General features: G+C 73.9%; 11 protein-coding genes and 1 pseudogene. 7 read left to right on the forward strand and 5 right to left on the reverse strand.

The features are described 5' to 3' along the window. Positions 1 to 99: 99 nt before the first annotated feature. A complete protein-coding gene (locus tag ABD419_RS13590) occupies positions 100 to 525 on the reverse strand; it encodes a hypothetical protein (RefSeq protein WP_344487236.1) in 426 nt (141 codons plus the stop codon). A 90-nt stretch (positions 526 to 615) separates the two neighbouring features. On the opposite strand from ABD419_RS13590, the gene ABD419_RS13595 reads away from it, so the two are divergent. The 4 genes from ABD419_RS13595 to ABD419_RS13610 are packed head-to-tail and all read left to right on the forward strand — an operon-like array spanning position 616 to position 11,591. Next, positions 616 to 1,482 (forward strand): hypothetical protein, encoded by an 867-nt coding sequence (locus ABD419_RS13595; RefSeq protein ID WP_344487238.1) that lies wholly within the window; start codon positions 616 to 618, stop codon positions 1,480 to 1,482. Next, on the forward strand, positions 1,479 to 5,084 hold the full coding sequence (locus ABD419_RS13600; RefSeq protein WP_344487240.1) for an amino acid adenylation domain-containing protein: 3,606 nt from the start codon (positions 1,479 to 1,481) through the stop codon (positions 5,082 to 5,084). The genes ABD419_RS13595 and ABD419_RS13600 overlap by 4 nt, the downstream gene beginning before the upstream one ends. Positions 5,085 to 5,118: 34 nt before the next feature. Continuing rightward, positions 5,119 to 10,314 carry an amino acid adenylation domain-containing protein gene (locus ABD419_RS13605; RefSeq protein WP_344487242.1) on the forward strand — a complete coding sequence of 1,732 codons (5,196 nt, stop codon included), beginning with the start codon at positions 5,119 to 5,121 and terminating at the stop codon, positions 10,312 to 10,314. A gap of 8 nt (positions 10,315 to 10,322) precedes the next feature. After that, positions 10,323 to 11,591 carry an MFS transporter gene (locus ABD419_RS13610; RefSeq protein ID WP_344487244.1) on the forward strand — a complete coding sequence of 423 codons (1,269 nt, stop codon included), beginning with the start codon at positions 10,323 to 10,325 and terminating at the stop codon, positions 11,589 to 11,591. A gap of 81 nt (positions 11,592 to 11,672) precedes the next feature. Here ABD419_RS13610 and ABD419_RS13615 read toward each other — a convergent pair. Then, positions 11,673 to 12,107 (reverse strand): annotated as a pseudogene (locus ABD419_RS13615) (cysteine hydrolase family protein); the annotation flags it as partial. Positions 12,108 to 12,201: 94 nt separating this feature from the next. Between ABD419_RS13615 and ABD419_RS13620 the strand changes: the two are divergent. Beyond that, a complete protein-coding gene (locus ABD419_RS13620) occupies positions 12,202 to 12,942 on the forward strand; it encodes a 4'-phosphopantetheinyl transferase family protein (RefSeq protein WP_344487246.1) in 741 nt (246 codons plus the stop codon). A 108-nt stretch (positions 12,943 to 13,050) separates the two neighbouring features. After that, positions 13,051 to 13,968, forward strand: a complete 918-nt coding sequence (locus ABD419_RS13625; RefSeq protein WP_344487248.1) for a carbohydrate kinase family protein — start codon at positions 13,051 to 13,053, stop codon at positions 13,966 to 13,968. Between the two features lie 33 nt (positions 13,969 to 14,001). Here ABD419_RS13625 and ABD419_RS13630 read toward each other — a convergent pair whose 3' ends face one another. Beyond that, positions 14,002 to 14,412 (reverse strand): hypothetical protein, encoded by a 411-nt coding sequence (locus tag ABD419_RS13630; RefSeq protein ID WP_344487250.1) that lies wholly within the window; start codon positions 14,410 to 14,412, stop codon positions 14,002 to 14,004. Positions 14,413 to 14,644: 232 nt separating this feature from the next. Between ABD419_RS13630 and ABD419_RS13635 the strand changes: the two genes are divergently transcribed. Then, entirely contained in the window at positions 14,645 to 15,292 is a 648-nt protein-coding gene (locus tag ABD419_RS13635; RefSeq protein ID WP_344487252.1) for an HNH endonuclease family protein, read from the forward strand. 36 nt (positions 15,293 to 15,328) lie between these two features. Here the strand turns inward: ABD419_RS13635 and ABD419_RS13640 are convergent, their stop codons facing one another. Both ABD419_RS13640 and ABD419_RS13645 read right to left on the reverse strand, forming a co-directional pair. Then, a complete protein-coding gene (locus ABD419_RS13640) occupies positions 15,329 to 15,835 on the reverse strand; it encodes a DUF4190 domain-containing protein (protein ID WP_344487254.1) in 507 nt (168 codons plus the stop codon). Between the two features lie 9 nt (positions 15,836 to 15,844). After that, on the reverse strand, positions 15,845 to 16,060 hold the full coding sequence (locus ABD419_RS13645; RefSeq protein ID WP_344487256.1) for a DivIVA domain-containing protein: 216 nt from the start codon (positions 16,058 to 16,060) through the stop codon (positions 15,845 to 15,847). Positions 16,061 to 16,152: the final 92 nt, after the last annotated feature.

The following is a 16,152-nucleotide window of genomic DNA, read 5'->3' on the forward strand; positions in this document are numbered from 1 at the left end:
TATCGTTTCGTTATCGTTTGTATATACCGTTGTTATCGACTTGCACCTAGGGTGATTGACTGTTGCGCTACCGTTATCTCGGAACGCGACAGCTTCCACTTAGCACCCGCACTCAAATGGAAACCCCACACCGACGATTGCTCGACCCTGCGATCGGCGTGCCGTTCTGACGGCCGCGCCGCATCCCGGCCATTGGGCTGCCCCAAACAACCCCAAGGCGTACTCATAATGAAACATCAACTCATGGTCGTCTACGACGTCGGCGCTGCCGGACCCGTGGACATAGCCACTGCTGCGCATGGAACCTGCGACATCGTATTCGTATGCGATCCCACGAATCCGAACGTCGCGCGACACCTCGACCAGCTTCACCAATCCGGAACCGTGATCGCGATATCCGATCCCAGCGCCCGCGACGTCAGCGGAGTCGCCAAGGTGATCGGCGCCGACGGCATCACCACCTTCAGCGAATTCCAACTCGACTTGACCGCGGCGGCCGCGGCGGAATGCGGACTCCGATTCCACGACCCGACGGTGGTGCGACTCCTCACCGATAAGAATGCGCAGCGGCGCGCATTGCGGGAGGCCGGAGTCGACGCCACTCGCAATGCCGCAGTGGATTCGCCCGCCGATCTCGCGGCGGCGGCGCGAGCGGTCGGACTCCCGGCCGTACTGAAGCCCAGGAAGGGCGCGGCCAGCGCCGACACGCACCTTATTCAGACCATTGAGGAGGCCGAGCGCGTACTCCGGGACGCCGGCGGCCCCTTCGTCCTCGAGGAGTTCCTGATCGGCGACCCCGCCGCCGCCGGACCGGGCTGGGGCGACTTCGTGTCGGTCGAGTCGATCGTGGCCGACGGGGCGATCGCGTCCTCGCACGTGACCGGGAAGCTCCCGCTCGCGCCGCCGTTCCGGGAGACCGGGCAGTTCGCGCCCTCGACGCTCGACCGCCCGGTCGCCGACCGGGTCGCGGCGCACGCCGAGGCCGCGGTCGCGGCGCTGGGCGTGCGCTGGGGCGCGGTCCACACCGAGGTGAAGCTGACGCCCGCCGGACCCCGGATCGTCGAGGTCAACGGGCGGCTCGGCGGCTACGTCGGCGACGTCCACCTGCGGGCCGGCGGGCCCGACCTGCTGCGCGACGCCATCGCGGTCGCGCTCGGCCTGCCGGTCGCGGAGCGGGCCCCGGGCTACCGGGCGGTGGCGTTCCGGCACTACGTGGCCGCGCCGCCGTACCTCGCGGTGCTCGAGCGCCTCGACGGGATCGACGACCTGCTCCGGGTCCCGGGGGTGACGCACGTGGACGTGCGCGCCGAGGCGGGCCGGGTCCTGGACTGGCGCAAGGGGACCCAGGAGTGCCTGGCCGTCGTGTACGGCACCGCGCCCGACCACCGGGCGCTGGCGCGGACGGTCCGCCGGATCGCCGCCGCCGTGCGCCCCCGCTACGCGTCCGCGCAGCGGCAGCCGAGTGAGGAGATCCGATCATGAACGTTGACTTCGACATGGACCGGCTCGAACGGGCGCTGGCCCTCCACGGCGAGTGCGGGCCGGACGGCTGCGCGCCGGTCCGCGAGACCCTGGCGCTGCCGCCGGGCCCGGCCGACCCCGAAGCGCTCGTGACGGCGGCCGCGCTGCTGCTCGACGCCAGGTACAGCGGGCGCGAAGCGGCGGCGGTCGCGGTGACCGGCGCCGACGGGGCCGTCCGGGTGCTCGGGGCCGCGACCGGGCCGGCCGCGGCGATCGGCGACTGCGTCCCGCGGGAGGCGGCGGCCGATCCGGCCGGGTGCGCGCTCGCGGTGGACCTGCTCGGGAAGACCGACCATCCCGGCGTGCACGGGCTCGTATTCGGTTGCAGCGCTTCGGCGTCGGAGCTGACGCTGACCGCGGTCGGGCATTCGCACGGGGACGACCCGGGCTGGACCGCCCGCGCGCTCGGGCACCTCGCCGAGGTCGTCGCGGCGCTGACCGAGGCGCCGGGGACGAGCGTCGGCGGGCTGGAGATCCTCACCGCCGCCGAGCGGGACGCGGTCTTCGGGCGGTTCAATCCGCCGCCGACCGCGTATCCGCGCGGGGCGACGCTCGTGGAGCTGTTCAAGGCGCAGGTCGCGGCGGGTCCGGACCGGCCCGCGGTGGTGCGCGACGGCGAGTCGCTGTCGTACCGGGACCTCGACGAGCGCTCGGACGCGCTGGCGCGCACGCTGATGCGCCGCGGCGTGCGGGCGGGCGACCGGGTGGCGCTGCTGGCGGACAAGGTGCCGCACATGGTGGTGGCGACCGTGGCGATCCTGAAGTGCGGGGCGGCGTACGTCCCGGTGGACCCGGCCTATCCGGCGGACCGGCGCGCGTTCCTGCTGTCGGACTGCGGGATCGAGGCCCTGGTGGCCGCGGGCGTCGACGTCCCGCCGGCTCCCGGCGTCGCCGTGGTCGACGCGGCCGGGCCGCACGAGGCCGGCGGGGAGCTCCCGTCGGCCTCGACGGCGCCGGGCGACACCGCCTACGTCATCTACACCTCCGGCTCCACCGGGAACCCGAAGGGCGTGGTGGTCCCCCACCGCGGGGTGGTGCGCCTGGCGACGAGCTGCGACTACCTCGACCTGTCGCCGGACACGCGGCTGCTCCAGACGTGCGCGATCGTCTTCGACGTCACCACGATGGAGCTGTGGGGGCCGCTGCTCAACGGCGGGTCGATCGCGCTGGTCCCGGACGAGACCCTGCTCGACGCGGCGGCGCTCGGCGCGCAGATCGCGCGGCACCGGATCACGACCATGTGGCTGACGGCGCCGCTGCTGCACCTCCTGGTGGACCAGGACCCGTCGATCTTCGCGCCGCTGCGGCAGCTCATCGCGGGCGGGGACGTGCTGTCGGGGCCGCACATCGCGGCGCTCATGGCCGCGTGCCCGGACCTGGAGGTCCTGAACGGCTACGGGCCCACCGAGAACACGACGTTCTCGACGGCGCACCGGATCGCCGCGGCCCCCGAGGGGCGCGTCCCGATCGGGCGGCCTATCCCGAACTCGACGGCGTACGTGCTGGACGCGGCGATGCGGCCGCAGCCGGTCGGGCTGCCGGGCGAGCTGTACACCGGCGGCGACGGGGTCGCCGACGGGTACCGGAACCGCCCGGACCTGACCGCGCGCGTGTTCGGCGACGACCCGTTCGCGCCGGGCGGGCGGCTGTACCGGACCGGGGACCTGGTGCGGTGGCTCCCGGACGGGACGATCGACTTCCTGGGCCGGGTCGACAACCAGGTGAAGATCCGGGGCTTCCGGATCGAGCCGGGCGAGGTCGAGCAGCACCTGAACGCGCTCGGCGGCGTCCTCCAGTCGGCGGTGCTGGTGCGGTCCCGCGGGGGCGAGAAGTACCTGTGCGCGTACTGCACCGGGGACGACCTCTCACCGGAGCGCCTGCGCGAGGAGCTGGGCCGGACCCTCCCGGACTACATGGTCCCGGCCGTGTTCACGCGCCTGGATTCCATGCCGCTCAACCGGAGCGGGAAGATCGACCGGGGCGCGCTCGCCCGCCTCGAACCGGAGGCCGGGGAGGCGGTCGCGGTCGAAGGGGACGAGGTCGAGCGGGCGGTCGCCGCGATGTGGCGCGACGCGCTCGGCGCGGCCGTCGGCCTGGACGACGACCTGTTCGGGCTCGGCGTCTCGTCGCTGACGACCGCGGTCGTGGCCGGCCGCATCCACCGCGAGCTCGGCGTCCGCCTCCCGGCGGCGCGGCTGCTCGCCCACCCGACCGCCCGGCGCATCGCGGCCCTGGTCCGCGGCGCGGGCTCGGGCGGCCTGCCGCCGCTCGTCCCGGCCCCCGACCGGGCGGTGTACCCGGTCTCGGCCCAGCAGCGGCGGATCATCGTCGAGCAGGCCAAGGACGAGGCGGCGACCCACTACAACCTCCCGGTGCAGATCCGGCTCCCCGAGCCGGTCGACCACGGCCGGCTGGAGTCGGCGCTGCGGGCGCTCGCGGCCCGGCACGAGGCGCTGCGGACCGGGTTCGTGCAGATGGGCGCCGAGACGTACCAGCGGATCCACGAGGAGGTCGCGGTCCCGGTCGCGGTCCTCGACGACCCGGAGTCGTGGCGGCCGCTGCCGTTCGACCTGTCGGCGCCGCCGCTCCTGCGCGCGTGGCGCTCGGCGGACGGGAGGCTGGTGGTCCTCGACCTCCACCACGCCGCGGTCGACGGCCGCTCGCTGGAGGTGCTCCTCGACGACCTCGACCGGCTCTACCGGGGCGAGCGCCTGCCGGACCTGCCGCTGCGGTACCGCGACTACGCGGTCTGGCAGCGCGGCGAGGGCGGCGACGCCGTGCGCGAGCAGCAGGAGGCGTTCTGGCTGCGGGCCTTCGCCGAGCGGCCCGAGCCGCTCGAGCTGCCCACGGACCGCCCGCGCGGGCCGGTCCGCGAGTACGGCGGCGCGCGGCTCGGCTTCGCGCTCGGGGAGGCCCGGACCGCGGGCCTGCGCGACCTGGCGCGGCGCGAGGAGGCGACCCTGTTCCACGCGCTCGCGGCGGCGTACTTCGTGTTCCTGCACCGGATCACCGGCCAGACCGACCTCACGGCCGGGCTGCCGGTGGACGGGCGCGGGGTCGGCGACGTCGACGGCGTGGCCGGGATGTTCGCGAACACGCTGTGCCTGCGGGCCCGCATCCGCCCCGGGCAGCCGTTCACGGCGTTCCTGCGGGAGGTCCGCGACGACGTGATCGCGGCCTTCACCCATGCGGACCACCAGTTCGACGAGCTGGTCGCCGCGGTCGGCGGCGAGCGCGACTTCAGCCGCAACCCCCTGTTCGACACGATGCTGGCCTACGGCGAGGCCGCGGGCGCGGGGCGGCCGTGCCTGGGCGGGACCGCCCGCCAGGACGACTCCGCCAGCGCCGCGAGCATGTTCGACCTCAACCTCCAGTTCGCGGGCACCGCGGACCTGACGGCGACGTGGGCGTACAACTCGCGCCTGTTCCACGAGCGCACCGCGAAGTCCTTCGTGGACGCGCTCCTGGAGACCGTGGACGCGGTCCTCGCCGACCCCGGGGCGCCCGCGCTCGCCGCCCCCGAAGCGGACGGGGCCGGCAGCGGCCTCGTCTTCGACTTCTGACCCCCCTCGACACGCACCCTGAAGGGACCCTCTGGTGAAGACACTCGGACAGTTGAAGATCGAGGCGGCCCGCCGCCCGTACGCGACCGCCTTCTGGCACAAGCAGTTCCCGCCGGGCTGGGAGAAGTCCGGCCTGCGCGGGGACGGCGGCGCCCCAGGCGGGACCGGCCGCGGCCGGGTCGACCTCGAGATCGGGGCGGCCGCGAGCGACGCGCTGGAGCGGTTCGGGCGCGGCGACGCGACCGCGCTGCACGCGCTGCTGACGGCGGCGGTGGCCGGGCTCGTGCACCGGTACACCGGGGCCGGGTCGGTGACGGTGGGGCAGCCGCTGCCGCTGGAGCGGGACCGGGCGGCCGAGCCGCTCGCGTCGGCCGTCCCGGTGCGGCTGGCGGTGGACGGCGGCGCGTCGCTGCGGTCGCTGACCCCGGTCGCGGCGGCGGCGGTGGCCGACGCCGAGAAGTACCACGACTACCCGTTCGAGGTCCTGGCCGACCACCTGGGCCTGGCCAGGCCGACGGGCGCGAGCCCGTTCTTCGACGTCGGCGTGCGGCTGGAGGGCCTGCACGAGGCGTTCGCGGAGGCGCCCGCGGTGGTGTTCGACTTCGCGCGGACCGATGCGGGCCTGCGGCTGCGGCTCGGCTACGACCGGGCCGTGTTCGGGGAGGACGCGGCCGGGCGGCTGGCCTCGCACTTCGGGCTGCTGCTCGACGGGATGTGCGCGGGACCCGAACGGGCCCTCGCGGAGGTGTCGCTGCTCGGCGGCGAGGACCTGCGGCTCCTGGAGGAGGTCAACGTCACCGGCCGGGCGCTCGACGACTCGGTGCGGTTCCACGAGATGTTCGCGGCGCGGGCCGCGGCGGCGCCCGACGCGGTGGCGGTCCGGTGCGGCGGGGCCGCGCACACCTACGGGGAGCTGGACGCGGCGGCGAACCGGCTGGCGTGGACGCTGCGCGGCCGCGGCGTCGGGCGCGAGTCGGTGGTGGCGGTGATGGCGGACCGGTCGTTCGCGATGACGGCCGCGATCCTCGCGGTGCTCAAGGCCGGGGGCGCGTACCTGCCGGTGGACCCGGCGCATCCGGCCGCGCGGATCGAGTACGTGCTGCGGGACTCGCGGGCGGCGCTGGTGTGCGCGCAGCGGTCGCATCTGGGGAAGGTCCCCGAGGGGGTCGCGGCGGTCGACCTCGACGACCCGGCGTCGTTCGACGCCCGGGACGGGGCGCCGCCGGCGGTCGGGGACGCCTCGGACCTGATGTACGTGATCTACACGTCCGGTTCGACGGGGCGCCCGAAGGGCGCGGCGGTCGAGCACCGGGCGGCGATCAACCGGATCGCGTGGATGCAGCACGCGTACCCGATCGGGGAGGCGGACGCGATCCTCCAGAAGACGCCGATCGCGTTCGACGTGTCGGTGTGGGAGCTGTTCTGGTGGATGCGCGAGGGCGCGTCGCTCTCGCTCCTGGGCCCGGGCGACGCGGGGAACCCGGAGGCGATCATCGCCGCGGTCGAGTCGACCGGGGTGACGACGATGCACTTCGTGCCGTCGATGCTCGCGGTGTTCCTGGAGTACGTCGCGTCCGCGGGGGCGGCCGGGCGGCTCGCGGGGCTGCGGCAGGTGTTCGCGAGCGGCGAGGCGCTGAGCGCGAGCCTGGTGCGGGAGTTCCACCGGCTGCTGGCCCCGAACGGGACCCGGCTCGTCAACCTGTACGGCCCCACCGAGGCCACTGTGGACGTCTCGCACTTCCCGTGCGACGACCCGGAGCCGGCGTCGGTGCCGATCGGGAGGCCGATCGAGAACCTGCGCCTGCACGTGGTGGACGGGAACCTGCGGCCGCTGCCGCCGGGGATCCCCGGCGAGCTGTGCATCGCCGGCGAGGGGCTCGCCCGCGGGTACCTGCACCGGCCCGAGCTGACCGCGGAGAAGTTCGTGGAGGCCCCGTTCCCCGGCGAGGACCGCGTGTACCGCACCGGGGACCTCGCGCAGTGGCTCCCGGACGGGAACGTGGAGTACCTGGGGCGCATCGACCACCAGGTGAAGATCCGCGGCTACCGGATCGAGCTCGGCGAGATCGAGGCGGCGCTCGCCGACCACCCCGGGGTCCGGGAGGCCGCCGTGGTCGTGCGCACCGCCGGCGACGGGCAGGTCCTGCACGGGTACGCGACCGGCGAGGCCGCCGAGGCGGAGCTGGCCGCGCACCTGCGCGAGCGGCTCCCCGAGTACATGGTGCCCGCGCGGATCGCCGTCCTGGACGCGATGCCGCTGTCGCCCAACGGGAAGCTCGACCGCGCGGCGCTGCCGGAGATCCGGCGCGCGGGCGGCCCGCAGGGGCGCACCGCGCCGCGCGAGGGCACCGAGCGGGTCCTGGCCGGGATCTGGTGCGAGGCGCTGGGGATCGAGCGCGTGGGCGTCGGCGACAACTTCTTCTCCGTGGGCGGCGACTCGATCCACTTCGTGGTGGTGCTCGCGAAGGCCCGCCGGGCCGGCCTGCACTTCACGTTCCAGGAGTTCTTCGCGCACCCCACGATCGGCGAGCTCGCGGCGTACCTCGACGCGCGGTCCGGCGAGGCCGCGGCGCCCGAGTCGCTGGAGTTCGCGCCGTTCGCGCTCGTCGCCGAGGAGGACCGCGACCGGCTCCCCGCGGACGCCGAGGACGCCTACCCGCTCTCGATGCTCCAGGCGGGCCTGATCTTCCAGAGCGAGATGATCCGCGGCACCGCCGAGTACCACGACATCATCACGTACCTGATCCAGGCGCCGTTCGACCGCGAGCGGTTCGAGCGGGCCGTGGCGCTCGCGGTGGCGCGCAACCCGATGCTGCGCACCACCTACCACCTCGACGGGTTCCGCGACTACCTCCAGGTGGTGCACCGGACCGCGCCCGCGCCGCTGGTCGTGGTCGACCAGCGCGGCATGGGCACCGACGAGCAGCAGGCCTGGTTCGAGGCGTGGTCGGCGGCCGAGAAGGCCCGCGAGTTCGACTGGTCGCGGCCCGGGAGCCTGCTGACGCTGCACGTCCAGGTCCTCGGACCGGAGCTGTACCGCTACAACATCAGCCTCCACAACTCCTGTGTGGACGGATGGAGCATCAACCGGGTCCACGCCGAGGTCTTCGACCTGTACCACCGGCTCCGCACCGGCGAGGCGATCGAGCCGGACGCGGGCGCCAACCACCAGCGCGACTACGTGGGTCTGGAGCTGCGGTCCCTGGCCTCAGCCGAGGACCGGGGGTTCTGGGCGGACCGGCTGCGCGAGCACCCGTTCACCGAGGTCCCCTCGCTCGCCGCGCCGGGCACCCCGAACGAGGTGGTGCTCAGCCACTTCGACATCCCGCTGGAGCTGTCGGACGCGATCCAGGCGCTCGCCGACGACCTCGCCGTCCCGGTGAAGAACGTGCTCATGGCCGCGCACCTGCGCGTCATGGCCGTGATCAGCGGCGACGACGACGCGGCCACCGGCTACGAGCACTCGGGCCGCCCCGAGGCCGAGGGGGCCGAGCGGGCGATCGGGATGTTCCTCAACACGATCCCGTTCCGGGTCGAGCAGGGACCGGGGACGTGGGCCGACCTGGTCGCCGCCGTGTACCGGGCCGAGACCGACCTGCTCCCTCACCGGCGCTACCCGATGGCGAAGATGAAGCAGGACCTGGGGACCCAGCGGACCCTGTTCGAGTCCACGTTCAACTTCACCCACTTCTACCTGCTCAAGGACCTCAAGCGGCTCCCCGAGTTCGACCTGCTGAACGTCCTGGTGCAGGCCGAGACCGAGTTCCCGCTGCGCTGCGAGGTCTCGCGGCACTTCTTCCACGACAACGTGCGGCTGAGCCTGCACTACCACGCGGACCGCGTCAGCGCGGAGCAGATCGCGCGCATCGGCGGCTACTACGTGCGGGCCCTGGAGCTCATGACGGGCGACCCGGGCGGGGAGTACACGGCCCTGTCGCTCCTGGACGGCGCCGAGCGCGTGCTCGTCGAGGACGAGTACCCGCGGGGGCGCGCGGCCCTGGAGCGGTTCGCGCCCGCCGCGGACGGCGCCTCGGTGCGGGTCCTCGACGCGCACGGCATGCCCGCGCCGGTCGGGACCCCCGGCCGGATCACGGTGCTCGGCGGCGGCGGCCCCCGGGACACCGGCGAGCGCGGACGCTGGACGCCCGCAGGGGAACTCGAGCTCATCGCCGCCCCGGCCCCGGCCGAAGCGGCCGAAGCGGCGGCGTTCGCGCCGCCCGCCGGCGAGGCCGAGCGGCGCGTCGCCGCCGCCTGGGAAAAGGTCCTCGGCATCCCCGCCGAGGAGCTCAGCCGCACCGACGACTTCTTCGACCTAGGCGGGAACTCGCTCACCGCGATGCGCGTGACCATGGGCCTGGGCGGGGACGTCGGCCTCATCGACGTCATGGAGCACCCGCGGCTCCTCGACCTCGCCGCGGTCCTCGGCACGGCCGCGGCCGACGAGGGAGTCCTGCGGCGGCTCGCGGCCGCCGAGCGGACGCCGTCGGCGACCCTCGTGTGCCTGCCGTACGCCGCCGGGCACCCGTCGAACTTCCTCGACCTCGCCAAGGCGCTCACCGCCGTCGAGCCCGGCATCGCCGTCCACGCCGTCGAGTTCCCCGGCCACGACCCGCGGTTCCCCGGCGAGGCGCTCACGACCATCGCCGAGACCGGGCGGCTCGTCGCCGACGACGTCGCCGCGCGGATCGAGGGCCCGGTCATCCTGTGGGGCCACTGCTTCGGGGCGGCCCCCGCCGTCGAGGCCTGCCGCCTGCTCGAGGAGCGCGGCGCCGACGTGCGCCGCCTCTACCTGGGCGCCAAGCTCCTCAACTCCCCCGACTACCTGCGGGAGGCCATCGAGGTCGCCGAAGGCCTCACCGACGACGAGATCATCGCCTGGCTCGTCGAGCGCACCGGCTTCACCGAGGCCGACGGGCTCGAACCCGACCAGCGCGACTTCATCTGCCGCATGTTCAAGCACGACAGCGCATCCGGGCACCGGTACTTCATCGACGCCCGCGAGCGCCCCGAACCGGTGCGCCTGCGCACCCCCGTGACCTTCGTGGGCACCGGCGACGACCCCCTCGTCGCCGGCTACCGCGAGGCGCACCGCGACTGGACCCAGATCGCCGCCGACGTCACCCTGCGCGAACTCGACGCCGGCGGCCACTACTTCGCCCGAACCCGGGCCCGCGACGTCGCCGAGCTCGTCGCCGCGGACCACCGAACGACCGACACGCCCAGGAGGTAGGACCCCCCGTGAAAGAACTCATCTCCGTCCTGAAGAACCGCGACTACCGATTGCTGTGGTCCGGTTCCGTCGTCAGCCTCATCGGCGACGGCGCGACCTGGACCGCCCTGGCCTGGCTCGCCATCACCATCGGCAACGCGGGCTCGGTCGCCGTCATGGCGGTCTGCTACACGATGCCGATCATCCTCGGCGGCACCGTGATCGGCCCGCTCATGGACCGCCTCTCGCGGCGGTTCCTGCTCATCGCCGACTCGCTGTTCCGCGCGATCGTGGTCGCGCTCGTGCCGATCATCGCCTGGACCGGCGAGCTCCAGCTGTGGCACCTGTACGTCGCCGCGGGCGTCTACGGCCTGCTCAAGATCGTGCCCCTCGCGGTGGTGCCCACGCTCGTGCCCGAACTGGTCGAGAAGCGGGCGCTGCACTCGGCGACCGCGCTCGAGTCGATCGCGTACGGCGCGGCCGGCATGGCCGGGCCCGCCATCGGCGGCGTCCTCATCGCGGTCTTCGACGCGCCGACGGTCCTCATCATCGACGCGTTCACGTACCTCGTCCTCGCCGCGTGCATCATGGCGATCAAGGCCCCGCTGGCCGCGCCCGAGGGCAACACCAGCATGAGCCTGCGGCAGAGCTTCGGGTGGAAGCCCGTGTTCGAGCTGTTCAAACGCGACGACGTGCTGGTGTGGACGACCGTCAGCTTCGCCCTGTTCAACGCCACGGTCGGCATGATCCGGGTGGTCATACCCTGGCTGGTGGTCGAGCAGCTCCACGCCGGGGCCGGGACGCTCGGCGTCGTGCTCGCCATCGCCAACTCCGGCGCGCTGATCGGCGCGTTCCTCTCCGGCGTCGTCAAACCCACCGACCGGCAGATGCTGCGCGTCGGCCTCCTCCAGCTCATCGGCGGCCTCGGCCTGCTGTGGCTGTTCGGACCGCAGGTGTGGATGATCCTGCTGGGGCTCATGATCCTGGAGTTCGTGTCGACGCCGATGACGGTGTCGGCGCAGGTGCTCCGCCTCGCGCGCATCCCGGCCGACATCCGCGGCCGCACGATGACGTTCATGCGGACGCTCCTCCAGTCCACCTCGCCGGCCGGTTCGGCGCTGGCCGGGCCGATGCTGCTGGCGGGCCTGTTCTCGCCGCTGCTGGTCATCGCGGCCCTGTCGACGTCGGCCCCGGCCGCGTTCGTGGCCTGGAAGTACCGCCGCCGCTCGTTCGCCGACGAGCTGGGGCTCAACGACCCCGCGCCCGAGAAGGAGGAGGCGAAGGCCGCCGCGCCGTAAGGCCGCCGACCAGACCAGGTCGTCCGAGGCGCACACCGTGCCGATGGAGGGGAAGACGAGCTCCTCGGCGAAGGCGTGCGCCTCGGCGCTGAACGCGGCCATCGCGTCGGTCGGGAGCACCACCTCGTACCCGTAGTCGGCGGCGGTGCGCGCGGTCGACTCGACGCCGAACGTCGTCACCAGGCCCGCGATCACGACGGTCGCGACGCCGCGCGAGGACAGGAGCTCGTGGAGCCCGGTCTCGTGGAAGCCGCTCCAGGCGCGCTTGACGACGACCGGTTCGCCCTCGCGCGGCGCGCACGCCGCGTCGAGGCCGCTGCCGGGCGGCTGCTCGTCGACGTTCGGCCGCTCCACGCGGACCCAGACGACCGCGGCCCCGGCCTCGCGGGCGCGCGCGGCGAGCGCGAGGCACCGGTCCCTGACCTCGGCACCGGTGCGCGGGGCGGTCTCCAGGGCGATGATGCGCGGCATGAGGTCGATGAGGACCAGTGCGCCGCTTCGGGAGTCGATCTGCATGGCCTCATCGTGCCCTAGCTCCCGCCGGGCAGTCCCGCAGGTCACCCCGGCGGGCGCCGCCCGCGGCTCCCGCGAGACGAAGGAGGTCCGCACGATGGACGCGACGACCGGCCCGCGGGCCCGGCCGCCGGAGGGCCGCACGCTGGTCCCGGTCCGGTTCGACGGCGCGGCGCCCGCGGCCCCGGCACTGCCCGCGGCGGGCGGGGCCGCGGTCTTCCTGGCCGGCACCGCGACCGCGGTCGACGCGTCGGTCCTCGACGCCGCCGAGGCGACGCGCGCGGCGGGTTTCGCCCGCCGCCTGGACCGGGAGCGGTACACCGTGGCGCACGTGATGCTGCGGCTGCTGCTCGGCGCGTACCTCGGGTGCACTCCGGGCGCGGTGCGGCTGGTGCGCGAGCCGTGCCCGGTGTGCGGCGGCCCGCACGGCCGCCCCGCCGTGGCCGGCGCGCCGCGGCTGCACTTCTCGCTCTCCCACGGCGGATCGTTCGCGATGGCGGCGTTCGCGACCGAGCCGGTCGGGGTGGACGTGGAGCCGGTGCCCGGCGAGGCGGCGGTGCGGGACCTGCTCGGCTGCCTCAGCGCGGTCGAGCGGCGCGAGTTCGCGGCGCTGGCGCCGGCCGACCGCCCGGCCGCGTTCGCGCGGGCCTGGGTCCGGAAGGAGGCCCGGCTCAAGGCCGACGGCACCGGGCTGGCGGCGGACCCGGCCGGCGTCCACGCGGGCCTCGGACCGGCCGCCGGGCCCGGATTCACCGATGTGGAAGTGCCGCAGGGACATGCGGCGGCCCTGGCGTTCCGCTCCGGCGGTCCGGCGGGCGGCCGGCGGCCTCGCAGATGAACGCCCGTTCCGCACGGAACCCACTGGGCGGCGGAGGCGCGGATATCATCGGCTGCGCAGGACGGGGAGCGCGGCGACGGCCCCGCAGACGGAGAGGCTGGTGCGCGGATGATCGGTGTGGTCGGCGAGGCCCTGATCGACCTGGAGGTGGCGGCGTCGGACGCCCGGCACCCGGTCGCGCACCCGGGCGGGAGCCCGATGAACGTGGCGGTCGCATTGGGCCGCTTGGGGTCCGAGACGGCGTTCCTGGGGCGGCTGTCCTCGGACGCGTTCGGGCGGCTGCTGCGGACCCACCTCGCCAAGTCCGAGGTGGACATGCGGTGGATCGTCGACGCCGAGGAGCCCACGAGCCTCGCGATCGTCTCCGTCGCGCCCGACGGGTCGGCGGACTACGCCTTCCACACCGGGGGCACCGCCGACTGGCAGTGGCGCCGCGGGGAACTGCCCGGCGAGCCGGGCCTGGACGCGGTCCACGCCGGGTCGCTGGCGCTCGCGCTGGAGCCGGGCGGGCCGGTCCTGGAGCGGTGGCTGGCGGGGCTGAGCACGCGCACGACGGTCAGCCTGGACCCGAACGTGCGCCCGGCGCTGCTGGGCGACCGGGACGCGTACCGCGAGCGCCTGGAGCGGTGGCTCGCCTTCGCGGCGATCGTGAAGGTCTCGGACGAGGACCTGGCGTGGGTGTGGCCCGGCGAGGCGCCCGAGGCGCTCGCCGAGTCGTGGATCGCGAAGGGACGCAAGCTCGTCGTGGTGACACGCGGCGGCGACGGCGCGCTGGTGTGGGCCGGCGGGGAGTCGTTCGCGGTCGGGGCCGCCCCGGTGGACATGGTCGACACGGTCGGCGCCGGGGACGCCTTCAGCGGGGGCCTGCTCGACTGGCTGGGCCGCAACGGGCGGCTGCGCCTCGGCGACCTCGACGCCCTGACGGCCGCGGAGGCGCGCGAGGCGGTCGGCTTCGCGTCGCGGGTCGCGGCCGCGACCTGCTCGCGCGCGGGGGCGAACCCGCCGCGGCGGGAGGAGCTGGACTGAGGGCCCGGCCGCGGCGCGGCCGGGCCCGCTCGGCTACGGCGCCTTGACGATCGAGGCGGCGGCGGCCTTGACCTCGTCGATGCCCTGGCGGCCGAAGGGGTCGCGGACCTCGACGGCGAGGCCGGGGGCGAGGAGGCGGGCGACCTCGTGCTCGCTCGCGAGGCCGTCGTCGCCGACCGGTTCGGGCTTCCAGTCGCCGCCGCGCTCGTGGTACTCGGCGAGAAACTCGCGGAGGGCGTCGAGGTCGGCGAGGGCCTCGCCGCGCATGGCCTGGATCTGGAGGTCGACGCGCCAGGCGCCGCCGGGGAGCTGCGTCTCCCAGACGCGCTGGACGAACGCGACGCCGCCCCATTCGAACTCGAAGTCGGAGGCGGCGCCGAGGCGGTCGGGCAGGTACCCGACCGCGAGGCCGCCGATGTGCGTGTCCTGGCTGCTCACAGTCATGTCTCCATTGTAGGCATTCAGTCGGTTCGAGGCCTGTAGGCGGTAGATCCGGCTTGTCCGTGAATCAACAGTTGCGTAAGTTCGCCATGTCTTGTGGGTAAAAGATGTGATTCACCCCTTGCGTCGCTTCGACATCCCATGATTCGATGATCCCGGTCGGCAGGGCATTCGCGCCCTTCGATCCGTGTACCCCGGCAGACGCAGCGTTCACCTCTCCCCCACAGGAGCCTCCATGCAGACACTCAAGCGCGCGGCGGCGGTCGCCTCGTCCGCGGCGCTCGCCTTCCTGACGGTCCTCGTCCTCGACGCCTCGCCCGCGGAGGCGGTGCGGCCGCCGGGCATCCCGTCGCTCGCGACCGCGCAGTCCGAGCTGAACCAGCTGACGGTCGCCTCCGAGTCGCACGGCGACTCCTACGACCGGGACCTGTTCCCGCACTGGTCGAGCGTGGGCGGCGGGTGCACCGCCCGCCAGTACGTGCTCAAGCGCGACGGCAGCAACGTGGTGACCGGCTCCGACTGCCAGCCCGACTCGGGCTCGTGGCAGTCCGATTTCGACAACGTCTGGACCAGCACGGTCTCCAACGCCACGGTCGACCACGTCGTGGCCCTCTCCGAGGCGTGGGCCTCCGGCGCCTGGTCGTGGACCACGGCCGAGCGCCAGGCCTTCGCCAACGACATCTCGTCGCCGCAGCTGTGGATCGCCACCACCTCGGCGAACTCGTCCAAGAGCGACTACGACCCGGCCGAGTGGATGCCGACGAACTCGTCGGTCCGCTGCGACTACGTCAAGGCCTGGACCCACGTCAAGTACCTGTACGACCTGAGCGTGGACTCGGCCGAGAAGACCGCGATCCAGTCGCACCTGAACGCGTACTGCTGACCGCGGTGCGGCGGCGCTCCCGGACGGGGGCGCCGCTCACGTGCTGGAGGCGAGGGCGATGAGCCCGACCAGCCCCGCGAACCCGAGCGCGACGATCGCGATGACGAGGCCGGTCACGGCCAGGCCCTTGCCGGAGACGCCGCCTTGGGCGGCGCGGATCTGCCGGCGCGCGTAGATCGCCAGGAACAGCGAACCGAGGCCGAACAGGCCCGCGGACATGAAGAAGGTGAGCCCCGCCAGGGGGCTGACGGCCGCGAAGATCAGGCCGGGGAACGCGCCGAGGACGGCGCCGATGCCGGCGATCAGGGACCCGATCGCCGGCCCGGACGGGATGGGCTTGAGAGGCGGCTGCACGAGGGCGAAGCCGTCGATCGTGACCGGCGCCGGGGGCGCCCAGTACGGGTGGGCGGGGTGGAACGGCGGGACCTGCGGATACGGCTGCTGGCCGTAGACCGGCGGTCCCGCCTGGGCGGACTGCAGCTGGGGCTGGTGCACGGCCGGAGGCTGCTGGAGATGAGGGTGGTACGGATCCTGCGCGGTCACGTCCCCAGACTAACCGCCGCGGAGCGTCCTCGCGACCTCGGCGAAGTACTCGTCCACCTCCGAGGTGTCGTAGCCGCGCATGGTGAGCTGGAAGCCCATGTCGGTGAGGGAGTCGGGGTGGGGAGGGGCTCCCGCATCCGTCGCGGTGCGGATGCGGACGACCGCTCGGTCGACTTGGGCGCGGTCGTATCCGCGGAAACGGACAGAGAAGAAGGGGTTCTCCATACGTCACAGTCTGCCAGGTCAGCACCACCCTTCGGGATCGGGCCACCGGCTGGTGAATTTGTGGGGAAATATCAACTTCTAACGGGCGCAGA

The sequence above is a fragment of the Glycomyces endophyticus genome (assembly GCF_039531525.1).
Lineage (GTDB): Bacteria > Actinomycetota > Actinomycetes > Mycobacteriales > Micromonosporaceae > Glycomyces > Glycomyces endophyticus.

Coding starts and splice junctions, on each gene's coding strand:
- ABD419_RS13600 (WP_344487240.1), top strand. CDS start 1,479: ATGAACGTTGACTTCGACATGGACCGGCTCGAACGGGCGCTGGCCCTC.
- ABD419_RS13620 (WP_344487246.1), top strand. CDS start 12,202: ATGGACGCGACGACCGGCCCGCGGGCCCGGCCGCCGGAGGGCCGCACG.
- ABD419_RS13625 (WP_344487248.1), top strand. CDS start 13,051: ATGATCGGTGTGGTCGGCGAGGCCCTGATCGACCTGGAGGTGGCGGCG.
- ABD419_RS13630 (WP_344487250.1), bottom strand. CDS start 14,412: ATGACTGTGAGCAGCCAGGACACGCACATCGGCGGCCTCGCGGTCGGG.
- ABD419_RS13635 (WP_344487252.1), top strand. CDS start 14,645: ATGCAGACACTCAAGCGCGCGGCGGCGGTCGCCTCGTCCGCGGCGCTC.
- ABD419_RS13645 (WP_344487256.1), bottom strand. CDS start 16,060: ATGGAGAACCCCTTCTTCTCTGTCCGTTTCCGCGGATACGACCGCGCC.